General features: G+C 30.1%; 14 protein-coding genes and 2 riboswitches. Of the genes, 3 read left to right on the forward strand and 11 right to left on the reverse strand.

Translation table 11 applies throughout. From position 1 onward, the window contains the following. Nucleotides 1–7: 7 nt before the first annotated feature. The 6 genes from K8M07_RS03285 to K8M07_RS03310 all read right to left on the reverse strand — a co-directional run bounded on the left by K8M07_RS03285 (nucleotide 8) and on the right by K8M07_RS03310 (nucleotide 6,381). Nucleotides 8–1,417, reverse strand: a complete 1,410-nt coding sequence (locus K8M07_RS03285; RefSeq protein ID WP_223376459.1) for an MBOAT family O-acyltransferase — start codon at nucleotides 1,415–1,417, stop codon at nucleotides 8–10. 226 nt (nucleotides 1,418–1,643) lie between these two features. Next, complete coding sequence (locus tag K8M07_RS03290; RefSeq protein WP_223376460.1) at nucleotides 1,644–2,720, reverse strand: NAD(P)H-dependent flavin oxidoreductase; 1,077 nt, start codon at nucleotides 2,718–2,720, stop codon at nucleotides 1,644–1,646. A 90-nt stretch (nucleotides 2,721–2,810) separates the two neighbouring features. Then, on the reverse strand, nucleotides 2,811–3,608 hold the full coding sequence (locus K8M07_RS03295; RefSeq protein WP_223376461.1) for a hypothetical protein: 798 nt from the start codon (nucleotides 3,606–3,608) through the stop codon (nucleotides 2,811–2,813). Further along, nucleotides 3,605–4,540, reverse strand: a complete 936-nt coding sequence (locus K8M07_RS03300) for an ABC transporter ATP-binding protein (protein ID WP_223376462.1) — start codon at nucleotides 4,538–4,540, stop codon at nucleotides 3,605–3,607. The genes K8M07_RS03295 and K8M07_RS03300 overlap by 4 nt, the downstream gene beginning before the upstream one ends. Next, nucleotides 4,537–5,319 carry a MerR family transcriptional regulator gene (locus K8M07_RS03305; RefSeq protein WP_223376463.1) on the reverse strand — a complete coding sequence of 261 codons (783 nt, stop codon included), beginning with the start codon at nucleotides 5,317–5,319 and terminating at the stop codon, nucleotides 4,537–4,539. The genes K8M07_RS03300 and K8M07_RS03305 overlap by 4 nt, the downstream gene beginning before the upstream one ends. A gap of 144 nt (nucleotides 5,320–5,463) precedes the next feature. Beyond that, on the reverse strand, nucleotides 5,464–6,381 hold the full coding sequence (locus K8M07_RS03310) for an AEC family transporter (RefSeq protein ID WP_223376594.1): 918 nt from the start codon (nucleotides 6,379–6,381) through the stop codon (nucleotides 5,464–5,466). A gap of 187 nt (nucleotides 6,382–6,568) precedes the next feature. Here K8M07_RS03310 and mnmA point away from each other — a divergent pair, with 187 nt between their 5' ends. The 3 genes from mnmA (at nucleotide 6,569) to K8M07_RS03325 (ending at nucleotide 11,120) form a co-directional block, all read left to right on the forward strand. Then, nucleotides 6,569–7,714, forward strand: coding sequence for a tRNA 2-thiouridine(34) synthase MnmA (gene mnmA / locus K8M07_RS03315; protein WP_223376464.1), 1,146 nt, complete (start codon nucleotides 6,569–6,571; stop codon nucleotides 7,712–7,714). Nucleotides 7,715–7,817: 103 nt separating this feature from the next. Then, nucleotides 7,818–7,999: riboswitch (Lysine riboswitch) on the forward strand. 119 nt (nucleotides 8,000–8,118) lie between these two features. Next, a complete protein-coding gene (locus K8M07_RS03320; RefSeq protein WP_223376465.1) occupies nucleotides 8,119–9,516 on the forward strand; it encodes an APC family permease in 1,398 nt (465 codons plus the stop codon). Then, on the forward strand, nucleotides 9,513–11,120 hold the full coding sequence (locus K8M07_RS03325; RefSeq protein ID WP_223376466.1) for an amidohydrolase: 1,608 nt from the start codon (nucleotides 9,513–9,515) through the stop codon (nucleotides 11,118–11,120). Before K8M07_RS03320 ends, K8M07_RS03325 begins: the two co-directional genes overlap by 4 nt. Before the next feature lie 287 nt (nucleotides 11,121–11,407). Here K8M07_RS03325 and thiE read toward each other — a convergent pair whose 3' ends face one another. The 5 genes from thiE to uvsE form a co-directional block, all read right to left on the reverse strand. Continuing rightward, nucleotides 11,408–12,052, reverse strand: coding sequence for a thiamine phosphate synthase (gene thiE / locus K8M07_RS03330; protein ID WP_223376467.1), 645 nt, complete (start codon nucleotides 12,050–12,052; stop codon nucleotides 11,408–11,410). Then, a complete protein-coding gene (thiM, locus tag K8M07_RS03335) occupies nucleotides 12,039–12,869 on the reverse strand; it encodes a hydroxyethylthiazole kinase (protein ID WP_223376468.1) in 831 nt (276 codons plus the stop codon). Before thiM ends, thiE begins: the two co-directional genes overlap by 14 nt. Before the next feature lie 114 nt (nucleotides 12,870–12,983). Then, a complete protein-coding gene (gene thiW / locus K8M07_RS03340) occupies nucleotides 12,984–13,466 on the reverse strand; it encodes an energy coupling factor transporter S component ThiW (protein ID WP_223376469.1) in 483 nt (160 codons plus the stop codon). 96 nt (nucleotides 13,467–13,562) lie between these two features. Next, nucleotides 13,563–13,662: riboswitch (TPP riboswitch) on the reverse strand. A gap of 108 nt (nucleotides 13,663–13,770) precedes the next feature. Beyond that, on the reverse strand, nucleotides 13,771–14,472 hold the full coding sequence (locus tag K8M07_RS03345) for a hypothetical protein (RefSeq protein WP_223376470.1): 702 nt from the start codon (nucleotides 14,470–14,472) through the stop codon (nucleotides 13,771–13,773). 245 nt (nucleotides 14,473–14,717) lie between these two features. After that, complete coding sequence (uvsE, locus tag K8M07_RS03350; protein ID WP_223376471.1) at nucleotides 14,718–15,674, reverse strand: UV DNA damage repair endonuclease UvsE; 957 nt, start codon at nucleotides 15,672–15,674, stop codon at nucleotides 14,718–14,720. Nucleotides 15,675–15,833 lie beyond the last annotated feature (159 nt).

Raw genomic sequence — 15,833 nt, forward strand, 5'->3', positions numbered from 1 at the left:
AGTCTCCTTAAAATCTAAAATATAAAAATGGGTTATATGTTGAATTTATTATCATTACAACCTCAACAAGCATTAAAGACATTAAACCCACAGAATGTAAGCAACATACTTGATTACTTTCTAATATTCTTTCATTCTTGGTTTCTATAATACTTTTTATTTTTGGAATTATAGGTGTTGCAAATAATATACTTAAAACCACCACATAACCTAGATCATGCATATATTCTAAGATGGAATTATTGTATAATATGGTATTAATACCCATTAATGCCTGTATAAAACCCTTTGCTTGACTTATACTTTCAGCCCTAAAAAACACCATACCTATTGTCACTATTAATAATAGGTATATATGCCTTAACATTCTAGGCAACTTATTCAATAATTCTCCTAAAAATAATTTTTCAATAATTATGAATATCCCATAATATAATCCCCAAATTAGAAAATTCCAATTTGCTCCATGCCAAATACCGGTTAAAGACCAAACTATAAGCAAATTGACACAATGTCTTATCTGGTTAACTCTATTACCTCCTAAAGGTATATATACATAATCTCTAAACCAACTTCCTAGAGATATATGCCATCTTCTCCAAAACTCTGACACAGATTGAGAAATATATGGGTAATTAAAGTTTTCTAAAAAGTCAAATCCAAACATCTTTCCAAGTCCTATTGCCATATCACTATATCCACTAAAATCAAAGTATATCTGAAGTGAATAGCATATAAGCCCAAGCCATGCTTCCAAAGTTGATAACTCCAACACTTGAGCATTAAAAACGCCATCAGCAATAAGCCCAAGTTGATTAGCAAATATTACTTTTTTTGCTAATCCTACTATAAACCTATTGACCCCGACTGCAAACTTGTTCATTGAATGTTCTCTATTGTTAATCTGTTTATCAACAGTTTGATATCGTACAATAGGGCCTGCTATAAGTTGAGGAAATAAACTTATATACAATGCTAAGTTAACTATACTTTCTTGAACTTCTGTATCTCTTCTGTAGACATCAATTATATAGCTAACCATTTGAAAAGTAAAAAATGATATACCCAAGGGTAACGCTATTTGGGGAATGTTTATACTGACTCCGATTGCAGAGTTAATAGTATCTATAATAAAATTTGTATATTTAAAAATGATTAGGATTCCTAGATTAAAAATAATCGAAAACGCAAACCATAATTTTCTAGCTTTACTATTATGTGATATTTTAATACCAAGGATATAATTTATAACTATTGATGCTATCATTAAAAATACATACTTTGGTTCTCCCCAAGCATAAAAAATTAAACTGAATAATAATAATACATAGTTTTTAAATTTATCCTTTGATATATAATAAAGAATTAGAAGCGCTGGTAAAAATAGAAACAAAAATACTAAATTACTAAATATCATATATAACCGCTCCTTATATCAATTTATCTATATAAGGATGATATACCCCCTTTCATATAAAATATAATAATATTATATAATAATATTATATTTTTCTTTGTCTTAGTATAACAAATTCATTTTCTATTGTAAAATGATTTAAATTAGTAAAATAAGTAATCTTTATGAAAAGATCAAATATATCTATATAAAAATACTCTGGTTTTTAAAAACCAGAGTATTTTTATTATTTAAGATGTAACTTTGCCTCTTCAACTAACTTTTTCATTAGATCCTTTACTGACATTATCTCATTTATTTGATAGACATTAGCACCTGCAAAAACAAATCCAGAATTAAGGTTTCCTTTTTGCGCATTAATTAATGCATTTGCTATACAATATTGGACTTCAGTAGGCTTACATGGCTTTAGACAGTTTGTAATACATTTAATAGGTTTTCTGAGCCCATTTTTTGTATCCTCTATAAATTTATTATTTATAGCCCTCCCAATTAATCCTACTGGACTATTAATTTGAACTAAATCTTGTTTTTCTGCATTTACATACGATTCCTTAAAAACATCTGATGCATCACACTCATAAGTTGCTGCAAATCTACTACCTAATTGAACTCCTGATGCCCCTAAATTTATCATCCTAGCTATATCCTTCCCATTCATTATTCCTCCTGCAGCAATTACAGGAATCTTTTTTCCATACTTTTGTTCATATGGTTTTATTGCTTCTAAAACCTTGACTAGTAAATTTTCTAAGTTATTAGAAGGATCTTTTAGTTCCTTTTTCGAAAATCCTAAATGTCCCCCTGCCTTTGGTCCCTCTAGTACAACAGCATCTGGTATTAGACTATACCGTTTATCCCATGTTTTGCATATCAAAGTAGCAGCTCTGTCAGAGGAAACAATAGGTACAACCTTTGTATCAGTTCCTTTAGTGAATCTAGGCAAATTTAATGGTAGCCCGGCACCTGAAAAGATTATATCTATTTTTTCTCTGACAGATTCTATGACTATTTCGTCAAAATTATTTAACACTGCCATTATATTAATTCCAATAATACCCCCTTTTGATATTTCTTTAGCCCTTTTTATATGATACTTTAAGGCCCTTTTATTTGCTTCTTTCTTATTTTTATAATAATCTGACTCATCAAAGCCAATCTCAACACCAGATAATACGCCTATTCCTCCATTCAAGGCAACATTACCTGCTAAATCTGATAAGGAAATGCCAATTCCCATACCACCTTGCACAATCGGTAGCTTAGAAATTAAATTTCCTATTTTAAGTTCTGGTAATTTCATTTCTGCCTCCTATAATAGATATTAAGTTACAAATTTGTAACTTAATACCCATTATATATTTTTTTAATAAAAAAAGATAGTGAAGTCTTGTTAAACATCTTTTCTTTCAAATTGAAAAATCCCAATTAGTGATGTTATAACAATCCATACAAGTAATAAAAGTATACTTGTACTTATACCTAATAGTTCAAAAGACTCCTTTTCAGCTACGCCAGATATACTATGCAATGCTGACACTGGTAATATAGGAATAATTAATCTTTGAATAGTATCAGAGAACATACTAATTAATCCAGGAATAAACATTATTGTTAAAGAAAAAGTAATTGCTCCTCCACTACTTCTAAATATAAATGTAGCCGCTACTGTTAAAAGGCAGTAAAAAACAGGCATATACATACTACCAAAGACAAACTGACGAAACATTGGATCAAAAAATGAAACTGTTGGTAACCCATTAGTTATCAGAACCAATTCCGCTGCTGCACAAGTTAAAAGTGTTACAATTATACTTACTAGTAATGACAATATAAGATAAATTATGAACTTACCAAAAAAGAACTTCTGTCGATTAGGTGTTACAGCTAATGAAACATGAACTAATTTTGTTGAAAACTCTTTTGAAATTGACATACCTGTAAAAATAATTAACATTATTGTAGCTACATCAATTCCCAACATATTAGCTGAAATTATATTCATAGGTGATAATTCAGTAATTGCTTTCCCTTGTGTAACGTTTGTAGTTAATGAAAAAATTAGACCCATTAGTAAACTTATTATAATTAAACATCCAATAAATATCTTGGAAAATTTAAGAAAAAAGATTTTTTGATATTCAGATTGAATCAATTTCCCAAATGAAGCTTTTTTTGATTTAGTTATCATCTTTCAACACCCTCTCTTTTACTAGAATTATCTTCGGAACTATAATCAACTTTACCAACAGTTAACTCTGTAAAAAGTTTTTCTAATGAAGGCTGTACCTTTGTTAGCTCAAATATTGCAATATTATTTTCTTTTGCAATTAGTCCTACCTTTTCCATCTTTACATCTCTAACAGATAGAGTATTTATATTAGCCGATTGGATATGTGCTCCACTTTTCTCTAATAATGTTTTTAGAAACAAATTATTTTCACTTCTTATTCTTAAGTACATACTTAAACTTCTTCGGGACATTTCTTCTATAGTCATATCTGCTATAAGTTTTCCCTGTGCCAAAACAATAATTCTTTCTGCAATAGCCTGAACTTCGCTCATAAGATGGCTTGAAATCAATACAGCTTTTCCCTTTTTAGCCAAATCCTTAGTTAACTTTCGTAACCACTTAATTCCATCAACATCTAACCCATTAAATGGCTCATCTAATATTATAGTTTCAGGATCACCTAAGAGTGCAGCAGCAATTCCTAAACGTTGTTGCATTCCCAAAGAAAATTGTTCAATCTGTTTATCCTTTACTTTTTCTATTCCTGTTTTTTGTAGCATTTCATCTACTCTACTAGTTGAAATACCACTAGCTGTTGCTATTAATTGCAAATGCTGCCTAGCAGTTAATTTAGGATTAACGGTATTAGCATCAATTAAAGCCCCAATTTTAGATATTGGATGTCGTAAGTTATTATATCGTTCATCATCAATCAATACTTCTCCTCGTGTAGGATTTGTCAGATTTAAAATCATACGCATTGTAGTTGATTTCCCTGCACCATTAGGTCCTAGAAATCCTGTAACAACTCCTGGTTGAATCTCTAAAGATAAGTTATCTACAGCAACTTTATCTTTATAAATCTTAGTTAGTTTTTTTAGCTTAATCACTTTTCTCCTCCTTCATCATTGAAATTGGATAAATAATACTTTACCGCTTCATCAATAAATTTATTTGCAAACTCCATTAACCTACGATCTTCCTCTGGCCATTGAGTACGGTTTTTATATGATGTCTTATGTGCTTCCAATAACTCTGGGTCTTCATCAGTTATTTGAGATATCATATTAATCCATTTTCTTGCAAATTTTCTACCTTGTTCACTCTTAGGGTTAACATTATTTAAAATATGTGAAACAGCTTCTACAATAAGTAACTTCCAATTCCAATAGATTTCGATAATTTCTTCAGTATTCTCATAATGATTCATAAAGATATTATTAATATCTTCAGAAAAATTAACATTTTTATACTCAAAAATACTACCTTTATTTAAAGAAATCATTAATTGTACCAATTTCCCAATAGGAAATGACTTATTTCCCTCTATATTTGCCAAACATGCATCGATGAGAGATATATTCATCTTTAAATCATTTAATTTATGATAGAAAATGTCGCGTTGCTTCTCTAAAACTGCAGTAATTTGTTTATTTGTAACTGCTTTTACAATTATCTCCTGAATTTTTTTAATTGGAAGCCCTAATGATTTATAAAATAAAACTTGTTGTAATCTTGTCAAATCAGATTTTCTGTAATATCTATGTCCATTAGTAGTTTCTCTTTTCAATGGAACCAACCCAATATTATCATAATACTGTAATGTTCGAATAGTAACACCTGTTAACTTAGCAATTTCTCCTATAGAAAATTTTCTTTCTTTTCCCATGAAAGTTCCTCCCTATATTATTAAACCATATAACGTGACGTAATATGCAATAATTATAACAAAAATTTTTGTTAATCAAAATTTAAGGACCATCTATTAATAGATGATCCTCTTCTAAAGATTTTTTATTATATATTAATTTCTTTATATTATTATATTTAGTAATACGGGCAACGAAAATATTGATAAAAAAGTAGTTACTACCATAATTATAGTCGCATACTCCTTTAAAACATTAAAATTTTCTGCAAATATTGGAACCATGGCTGCAGATGGCATTGAAGCTAAAATAATTATGGAATTAATAACCATTGAATTGTCATTTAGCGGTACTGAAATAATGTACAAAATAGCTGGTATCAATATTATTTTAATTATTATTCCATAATATATTGTCCAATCCTTTAAATAATTCTTAATATTTACATTTGAAATCATTGCCCCAACTATTACCATAGATAATGGCGCTGTCATATTTCCTATTGAATCAATACTTGATATAATTACATCTGGTAGTTGAATATCAAATGTCATAATTGTTACTCCAAAATACACTGCTATAACTGCTGGATTTAAAAGAGTTTTAACAACTTCTCGCTTTAATTCTTTTCTCTCCATTTTACCTTTAAAAACCATAATCCCATATGTCCATAAAAATATTACAAAAAACATATTAAATACAGAACCATATATAACAGCCTCAGAACCGTATACAACATCTAATATCGGAAAACCAATATATCCAGTGTTGGTAAATACATTAGCAAAATGTAATATAGTTCTTTTATCCCTCTCTATCGGCATAGTTAGTATGTATGAAATAATTATTATTATAACATATGTTATAAAACTATAATAAAAGGTCTTAACAACATTGCTCTTTATGGTATCATTATACGAAAATGCAAAAGAAGAAATAATCATAATTGGTAGTATTATTTTAAGAAGAATATTTATTAAATCTCTATTAATCTTAGGAGTAATAATTTCTTTTTTGCTTGCATAAATTCCAACTAACATTATTAAGAATAAAGAAATAATGCTCTTGGTAATAGTCAGCATTTGCACTACATCGCCTCCGTATACATATCTTATTATATATTATTCTATATTGTTTATAAAAGTCCTTTATTTCACTATGTATTTTAAAAAGTATTTTTTATAGATTCAATAATCACTATAAAACAAGAGAATACTATAGTATAATATTTATATTAAATATAACAAGATTTTTAAAAAGGATGATTATATGGCAAAAAAAGTAATATTAGGCATGAGTGGAGGAGTTGACTCGTCAGTTTCAGCTCTATTACTTAAAAAAGCAGGATATGAAGTCATTGGACTATTTATGAAAAATTGGGACGAAAAAGACGAATATGGTGTTTGTACAGCAACAGAAGATTCTAATGATGCAAGAAGAGTAGCTAGTCAATTAGGTATTCCATATTATACCATTAACTTTGAAAAAGAATATTGGGATAAAGTGTTTACTTACTTCTTGGATGAATATAAAAAAGGACGAACTCCAAATCCTGATGTAATGTGTAATCAAGAAATAAAGTTTAATGCATTCTTGGATTATGCTTTAAAATTAGATGCAGACTATATAGCTATGGGACATTACGCACAGGTTGAAGAAAAAAATGGTGATTATTATCTTCTCAGAGGAAAAGATAAAAATAAAGATCAAAGCTATTTCCTATCAAGAATAGGGCAAAAAGCTCTATCTAAAACCATATTCCCTGTAGGACACTTAGAAAAAAAACAAGTTAGAGAATTAGCTGAAAAGCATAATATATACACTGCCGAAAAAAAGGATTCAACAGGTATATGTTTTATAGGTGAAAGAAATTTTGATAAATTTATAGATAGGTATCTCCTAGCAAAAGAAGGAGATATTGTAGATGTAGACGGGAACAAACTAGGAAAACATAGCGGGCTTATTCACTATACATTAGGTCAAAGAAAAGGAATAGGTTTAGGTGGAATAGGAACAGGAGAACCTTGGTTTGTAGCTGGTAAGAATTTAAAGAAAAATATTCTTTATGTAGCACAAGGAAATCAGCATCCTGCTCTATATTCAGTATCTATGATTGGAGAATCTCCTAAATGGATTCTTGAAAAAGCTCCTAAGTTCCCTCTAAAGTGCACAGCTAAATTTAGATACAGACAATCAGATATACCTGTTACAGTGGATATGTTAGAAGATGGAAATATCCATATAAAATATGATAATCCTGTAAAAGCAGTAACACCAGGTCAAGTAGCAGTATTATATCAAAATGAGATATGTCTTGGTGGATCCATAATAGAATCTATAGAGCCATTGGATAAAAGGTATGCATATTTAAATGAAAGTGTTAAAAACAACATAGAATCAAAAGAAAGATTATAATTAAATCTATGCTTAAATAAAAATAAATGTTCTTATTTCCTATTGACGATATCTTTCTATAATGTTATCATATTTAAAACTTCAAAAAATCCTCATCCTCAAAGGGTGAGGTAGAGGCGCGATTGTTAAGAGTAACTATATTAAGGCCGGAAGCCAATGATATATAGTGAAAGGAACTATCGCCGAAGCATCAGATACCAAAATCTGATGCTGGGACTGCATCGAATAGGTGTAGAACTGTCATCATTGTATTTGCCCAATACTTTGATGTGTGCTATCTCACTAAGGGCCAAAAAAGGAGGATGGGAATGTCTTTTAATTTCGCTATTTCTAAAAGCGCCTGACATACCCGTTAGGTGTTTTTTTATTATCTTAATAATATTAGAACTTAGGAGGTGAAAATTTTGAACAATAACTCAGAGCAATTAACCAAAACAATAGTTTCAGATTTTAGAAAAGAAATTAGTCTATTTGGCGGTGTCAGTATCCTAGGCGGCATTATGGTAGGGTCAGGAATATTCTACTTAGGATCATATGTACTCATGAGAACTGAAATGAACTTAGGCTTATCTCTTTTAAGTTGGATTTTAGGAGGTCTAATTTCATTATTTGGAGGCATTTGTTACGCTGAATTGGGTGCTTCAGATACTCGTGCAGGCGGTTTAGCTGTATATCTGACTAATGCCTACTCACCTTTAATTGGTTTCTTAAATGGATTTAACCTTTGGTTAATCGGTGGTCCAGGTTCAATTGCTGCTATAGCAATTGCATTGCCAAGCGCTTTAACCGTCATCTTCCCTATGGGAGAATGGGCTATTAAGATTGTAGCTATTGCCCTAATTATAGCACTAACTATAGTAAATTATTTTGGAGTTAAATTTGGTTCAAAACTACAAAATGCTTCTATGATTGCAAAATTGATACCTATTGGTATTATAATGATATTAGGGCTTTTATTCGGAAAAGTATCGCCAGATTTGAGCCTAACCCCTAAAACAGGTAATGTAAATTTTAGCTCAATTATTAATATGATAGCCTTTGCTGTTGTTGCTAGCTTATGGGCTTATGAAGGATGGACAAATTTAAATACAGTAGCTGAAGAAGTCAAAAATCCTAAAAAAAACCTACCCCTTGCTATTATTATTTCAATAGTTTCAATAACAGCATTATATGCACTTTTTAATTATTCCATATATAAGGTTATCCCCATTAATGAAATTGAAAATCTTATAGGAAACAATGAATATTATCTAGGTACCTATGCAGCAGAAAAGTTGATGGGCAAATCTGGTAGCATCTTAGTAGCAATAGGAATGTTGGTTGCAATGTTTGGAGCTTTAAACGGCTGTATATTAGCCTTCCCAAGAATGTACTATGCAATGAGCGTAGAAGGTCATTTTTTTAAAGGTTTTGGTAAATTACACCCTAAATATAAAGTACCTCATAATGCTTTAACTGTGCAATGTATAATATCTATTGCACTAGTACTATTAAGAAATTTGGATCAGTTAACTTCTTTAGTTGTATTTACTGGAATGTTATTTAATACATTAGGAGTATTTGCAGTTATAATTTACAGAAAAAAATTCCCTAATTTAAACAGACCTTATAGGGTAATTGGTTATCCTATTACAGTAGTTCTAACAACTCTTGTATTCGTAGGGCTAATGATAAATACATTGATTGAAGATCCTTTAACTTCAATAATAGGTTTATCTGTTCCAGCCATAGGTGTATTATTTTATATTTATTTTGATAGAAAAAATAAAGCTGCCAAGGAAAATAAGGAGATGGTATTTTGAGGACAATTTTAAAAAACGGTAAAATATATGTTGAAAAGAATAACTTCCAAGAAGCTTTGTTCATTCAAGATGGTATTATCAAACAAGTTGGAACCAATGAAAAAATACTTGCAAATAGTGCAGATAATATCATAGATCTCGGATGGAAAACTGTTTTACCTGGTTTTAACGATAGCCATATGCATCTTTCTATGATAGGTGCTGCCATTACATCATGCGACTTAACAAAAGCTAAATCAATAGATGAAATCATTCAATTAGGTAAGGACTTCTTAAAAAATAATAAATATTTAACTGCCTTAGGTGGCCGAGGATGGAATCAAGACCACTTTACTTCAGGTGAAAAGCGCCTATTAACCCGATTTGACCTAGATAAAATATCCACAAAAATCCCAATTGTTTTTGATAGAGTTTGTGCTCATGTTTCAGTTGGAAATACAAAAGCTCTAGAAATATTGGGTATTGATGAAAAGACAACTGTAGATGGTGGAACAATTGAACTTGGAGATGATGGAAAACCAAATGGCGTATTTAACGAGAATGCAGTTCGACTAATACAATCAGCTATCCCAGAAAAGAATAATGATACAATAGAAAAAGAATTTCTAAAAGCCGCTAATTATGCTTTAAGTGTCGGAATAACATCCATTCAATCATGTGATATTATGAACAAAAAATATATAGAAATGTTCAAAATTATTCATAATATATACGATAACAAAAAAACCAAGTTAAGATATAGTCATCAATTTAATTTTCAAGATATAAATGATTTTAAAAATTATTTAAGAACAGAATTTAAAACAGGACAATATGATGAAAAGTTTCTTTCAAAAGGTGCGTTAAAATTATTCAAAGACGGTTCACTCGGAGCAAGAACTGCTCTAATGTTGAAGGATTATGAGGATGTTCCGGGCACCAGAGGTGTAGCCGCATTAAGCGATGAACAATTACAGGATTTATGTGATTTAGCTACAGAAAATGAAATCAAGGTAGTAACTCATGCAATCGGCGATGGTGCTGTAGAAGGTGCCATTAATGCTTATGAAAATACTATGAAGAGTGAGAAAAACAACAATAATCGACTTCGTCATGGAATTGTTCACTGTCAAATCTCCAGTATGGAACAATTAAATAGGATTGCTAAATTAAATATCCCAGTTATGTATCAGCCTATATTTTTAGATTATGATATTCAAATCGTAGAAGATCGTGTTGGAAAAGAATTGGCAAGTACTTCATATGCTTTCAACACCCTTTACAAATTAGGAGCACCGGTAAGTTTAGGAACGGATTCTCCAGTTGAAGACTGCAATCCATTTCCAAATATCTATTGCGCAGTAACAAGACAGAGAATAAATGGAAGTCCACAAGGGGGATTCTATCCAAATGAAAAAATGGGTCTTCAAGATACTATTGATGCGTATACAATTGGAAGTGCCTACAACGAATTTAAGGAAGACTTTAAAGGAAGATTAAAACCTGGGTATGTAGCTGATTTAATAGTATTGAATAGGGATATATTCACTATAGATGAATCTGAAATTAAGGATATTAAAGTTGAAAAAACAATGGTTGACGGAGAATTTGTATTCGAAAGATAAACTTCTCAATATAAAAGCTAGGATGAATGATATGATACTTCCAAAGTAGACAGTCTAATTAATTAAAATTAGATTATCTACTTGGAGGTATTTTTTTATTGGAAGAAAATCACAGTTTAGTAAGGAAATAAAAATACAAGCTTGTAGAGATTATGAAAAAGGTAAGCTTAGTTTTAAGAATATTTCAAAAAAAATTGGTGCTAATAAAAAACTGTTCGTTTATGGTATCTAGCATATAAAGAACATGGACCTAATATATTTGGTGTGATATTCAAAAAATCGCCCTCTTATTTTATATCCACTACTTGTTTTGATAATTTCAATAATTCACGTGTTGCTTCTTTGATATCAACTTGGGCAAAAATTGCAGAAATAACTGCAACACCATCTATGCCACTACCTGAAAGCTCTAGTATATTGTTATTAGATATTCCTCCTATGGCTACAACTGGAATATTCACAGATTTACATATCTCTTTTAAAGTGCTTAAAGAAACATTATCAGCGTCTAATTTTGATGTAGTATTAAATATTGAGCCAACACCAATATAATCAGCACCATTCTTTTCCGCTTCAATTGCTTCTTTAACAGTACTTGCTGATACTCCAATTATCTTATTTATTCCTAATCTTTCTCTAGCAGTTTTGATTCCCTCATCGTCTTGCCCAATATGAACACCATCAGCATCAATAATAGAAGCAATGTCTACATTGTCATTTATAACAAAAGGAACCTTATATTTATCAGTGACAGCTTTAATATCTTTAGCCAATTTAACAAACTCATCAAATGTTATATTCTTTTCACGAAGCTGAACGAATGTTGTTCCTCCTTTTAATGCTTCTTCCACTTCATATGAAAGATTGTGTTGTCTCAACCATCTTCTATCTGTTATTGCATACAAAAGCATTGAATGTTTATCTAATTTCAATTTTTGCACGCTCCTCTAATATTTCTTTGTTTATTCTACTTATATAATCAATTAAATGCACTTTACACGAAGATGTACCACTACTATTTTCTTTCATTTTTTCATATGCTTTTTCTCCACATATACCCATTATAGAAACAGCAGCTACCGTGGCATCAAGAAGTTTATCATAATTCGCTCCACAATAAGCGCCAATTATTGAGGACAACATACAACCAGTACCAGAAATTTTGCTCATTATTGGATGTCCATTCCTTATGACAAAAGCTTTATTATTATAAGCAATAATATCTATTGCTCCAGTTATTGCAATTACTGAACCTATTTTTTTAGATAAATTCTTTGCATATATAACGTATTCATCTAGATTTTTATCTGTTATCTTATCTGAAACACTAGCATCAACTCCTCTACTTTTATTATCGATGCTTTTTTCACCAATTACTTTAATTTCAGAAACATTCCCACGTATAACTGAAAACTTTATTTCTTTAAGTAATCTAAATGTTGTTTCCATTCTTAATTTAGATGCTCCTGCTCCTACAGGATCAAATATAACAGGAATATTAATTTCATTGGCCTTTTTCCCAGCTTTAATCATAGACTCTATAGTTCGTTCATTCAATGTTCCAATATTAATTACTAAAGCATTGCTAATTGATGTAATATCTTCAACTTCTAACACATTATCAGCCATAATAGGAGAACCTCCGCAAGCAAGTAGTGCATTGGCACAATCATTTACAGTTACATAATTTGTTATATTATGTACTAACGGAGAACTGACATTTACATTTTCTAACATTTCCGTAATCATAATTTTTTTCACCCTTTCTTTAATATTTTAAAACCATATATTTTACCTCTTATTCATTTCTATTTGCATAATACTCTTTGAATTATATTAGCCTACTTCTTTGTTTCCTAAGTTCTATTCTATAAACATCCCTGTTTTTTTAAATGTGATAACTAATACAATAGACATAGCTGCTCCAACAACTGAACTAACTCCAAATGGTATAACAAATCCAAATAGAGCTGCTGTTTTTGACATAAACAGAGTTGCTACCGGGTATGCTAATAATGCTCCAATGATTCCAGTTCCTACAATCTCTCCTAAAAATGCCATGATACTTCTTTTAGTATATTTATATAACAATCCGCTCAGCAAAGCACCACACATACTCCCTGGAAATGCAAGTAAGCTTCCAGTACCTATCATAACTCTAATCAGCGATGTTACAAAAGCCATACTCGTTGCATATGCAGGTCCTAATATTACTGCTCCCAACACATTAATAAAATGTTGAACAGGAAAAACTTTAGCTAATCCAATTGGTATATAAAAACTAGAACAGACAACCCCAACAGCAATTAATATCCCTGCCTGAACTAGCTTTTTAATATTTGACATAAGAAATAACCCCCATTTAGTATCAAATAGAATATCGATTAGGCCTGTATAAACATATAAACATAAAAAAGGATGTATCTGCCAGAGAAATACATCCTATAAGTTCAAACTTTTCCCTACGTTGGCATTATCCAAATCAGGTATGGTCGAAACGATCGTTTCCTCTCAGCCTATATAAGCTCCCAAAATATTTATTTTTTATAATAATATCATTATCAATAGCTTTTGTCAAAATTATGTTTTAATAAATACATAATTGATATAAGTGAGTAAAAGTACTCATTTATACCTTATCCATTATAGCTTAAGCCATCATATAATGTAATTGATCAGAATAGCTAATATCTTTTGTGCTCCATTTTCTTAAAGGACATTCAATAACTTTATAGGGAATATCTAATTCGTTAACAAACTCAATAAATTTTTTGTCAAACCAAGGAGGTGTCCAAGCACCTGACCTACAGATATGAATTACCGATACATTTATTTCAGTGTCTAAATCCTTAAATTCTGGATAATCAATATTGTAAATATTATTCATTAACTGAAAATATTTAGGCTCCTCAAACGTAAACGGACTATAAATAATATGAGCTTCCTCTATTTCTTTATTCTTGAAAAGCTTACCAAGCCAATTTGCACAGTTAACTTCAAAATCAAGAGATGAAAGACCTCCATACCCTAAATCTGCATGTGCATCGAAAAGATACACTACATTACAATTGTTATCTTTAGCTATAGTATATGATAATGTATGAGAATCAGAAACATAAACCCTTATATCTTTTTCAAATCTATAAAAGCATTTAATCTTATTCCAAAAATTATTAACTTCTGAAGATAGGTGAAATAAGTCTCGGATATCCTTCCCATATGTCTTCGATTGAATATATCGTTTATACCATAAGTCAATAATAGTTCTTTTATTCTCTATATATGACCCAAAATTTTCACTTTTTGTAGAAACAAAATAATCCCAATCTACAGATAATAAACATCTTTCCATTATATCCCCCCGATATATATGTTTATTTCATTCTGTAATGTATTCAGAACTCCCCCTTAACTTTGATATTATTTTATTATGCTCCTATATAAACTTAAATTATCCCAGCATGAGCTTATTCTAACCTATTAATTTCAGTATATTCTTGTTGTGTCATTTTTTCAAGATTATTATTCGATCCGATAACAGTCTCATTGCAGTTTCTTTCATTTTTAAATCATATTTATCTACTAAATTACCTCACTTTAAAGCTCAAATGTAGAAGAATCTATCCACTTCCAATCCTTCCTCAAATTTTTTATTGAATTCACAAGGTCAAACAAAGCTAAGTCCTTCTTTTTTGCTTCTATCATAATATCTATATCTCTATTAAACGACTTACAAGTCTCTATAAACTCTATAAAATGATCTGCATCAATAAAATCTGCATGTTTTCTATCTTTAGTACCATTCTTTGGACTTGAAAAATGAAGCTTTGGTGGAAGCACTTCCCCATTCCATGTACTAAATATTTCAGGCAATATATTTTTTATATTATTACCATCATTATTACATATGTGATGATGAACATCCAATACCATGGGAACTCCTAAGGTTTTGCACAACTTAAGAGTTTCTTTGGCAGTAAATGTTTTATCATCATTTTCTAAAATCAATTTAGATGTTATTTCATTAGGATAACTTTTAAAATTATCTTCGAATCTTTTAAGAGCTTTCTCTTTACCTCCTGCAGCACTTCCTATATGAAGTACCATTTTGCCAAGGGAATATTTCATATCATTAAACAAGTTGACATGGAACCATAAATTTCTTCTAGTATTTTCTACTACTTTATCATTTACACTGTTGATTACATTAAATTGATCAGGATGAGTATCCACTCTCATATCGTTATCTTTTATCATATCACCAAGAAGTTTAAAGTCTACAGAAAATATCTTTCTATAATCCCAGTTTACATCTGGATGAGTTGCAAGAGGAATAAGAGCAGATGTTATCCTATAAAAATGAATATTGTTTTTAATATTATACTCAAGTATCTTTCTTAAATCTGTAACATTGGAATATGAAACTTTCTTAAGTCTATTTATTCTTTTCTCTTTAGTAGTTAATTTTTTATAATATGTATACGTTACATTGCTTGAAGAAGTAACGTTAGGAAGTCCCAAAGCAATTGCAACATAGCCTAGCCTAACTTTCAAAGGTACACCACCTTAAAGTATTTTATATTTTATACTTTATATTTTGTACTATAAATATAGTTAATAACCAAAAGCTTTATTTCTATACAAAGCAGCATTCTAATAAAATTTAAAATATATGTGCTAGATAACAATACTAAAAATTTTGTAGTTATTACT

The organism is Schnuerera sp. xch1 (assembly GCF_019931165.1).
Classification (GTDB): domain Bacteria; phylum Bacillota; class Clostridia; order Tissierellales; family Tepidimicrobiaceae; genus JAIOUP01.

What these genes read in the sequence shown, in the direction of transcription:
- K8M07_RS03285 (WP_223376459.1), bottom strand. Translation starts at nt 1,417, where the DNA reads ATGATATTTAGTAATTTAGTATTTTTGTTTCTATTTTTACCAGCGCTT.
- K8M07_RS03290 (WP_223376460.1), bottom strand. Translation starts at nt 2,720, where the DNA reads ATGAAATTACCAGAACTTAAAATAGGAAATTTAATTTCTAAGCTACCG.
- K8M07_RS03295 (WP_223376461.1), bottom strand. Translation starts at nt 3,608, where the DNA reads ATGATAACTAAATCAAAAAAAGCTTCATTTGGGAAATTGATTCAATCT.
- K8M07_RS03305 (WP_223376463.1), bottom strand. Translation starts at nt 5,319, where the DNA reads ATGGGAAAAGAAAGAAAATTTTCTATAGGAGAAATTGCTAAGTTAACA.
- K8M07_RS03310 (WP_223376594.1), bottom strand. Translation starts at nt 6,381, where the DNA reads ATGCTGACTATTACCAAGAGCATTATTTCTTTATTCTTAATAATGTTA.
- mnmA (WP_223376464.1), top strand. Translation starts at nt 6,569, where the DNA reads ATGGCAAAAAAAGTAATATTAGGCATGAGTGGAGGAGTTGACTCGTCA.
- thiM (WP_223376468.1), bottom strand. Translation starts at nt 12,869, where the DNA reads ATGATTACGGAAATGTTAGAAAATGTAAATGTCAGTTCTCCGTTAGTA.
- thiW (WP_223376469.1), bottom strand. Translation starts at nt 13,466, where the DNA reads ATGTCAAATATTAAAAAGCTAGTTCAGGCAGGGATATTAATTGCTGTT.
- K8M07_RS03345 (WP_223376470.1), bottom strand. Translation starts at nt 14,472, where the DNA reads ATGGAAAGATGTTTATTATCTGTAGATTGGGATTATTTTGTTTCTACA.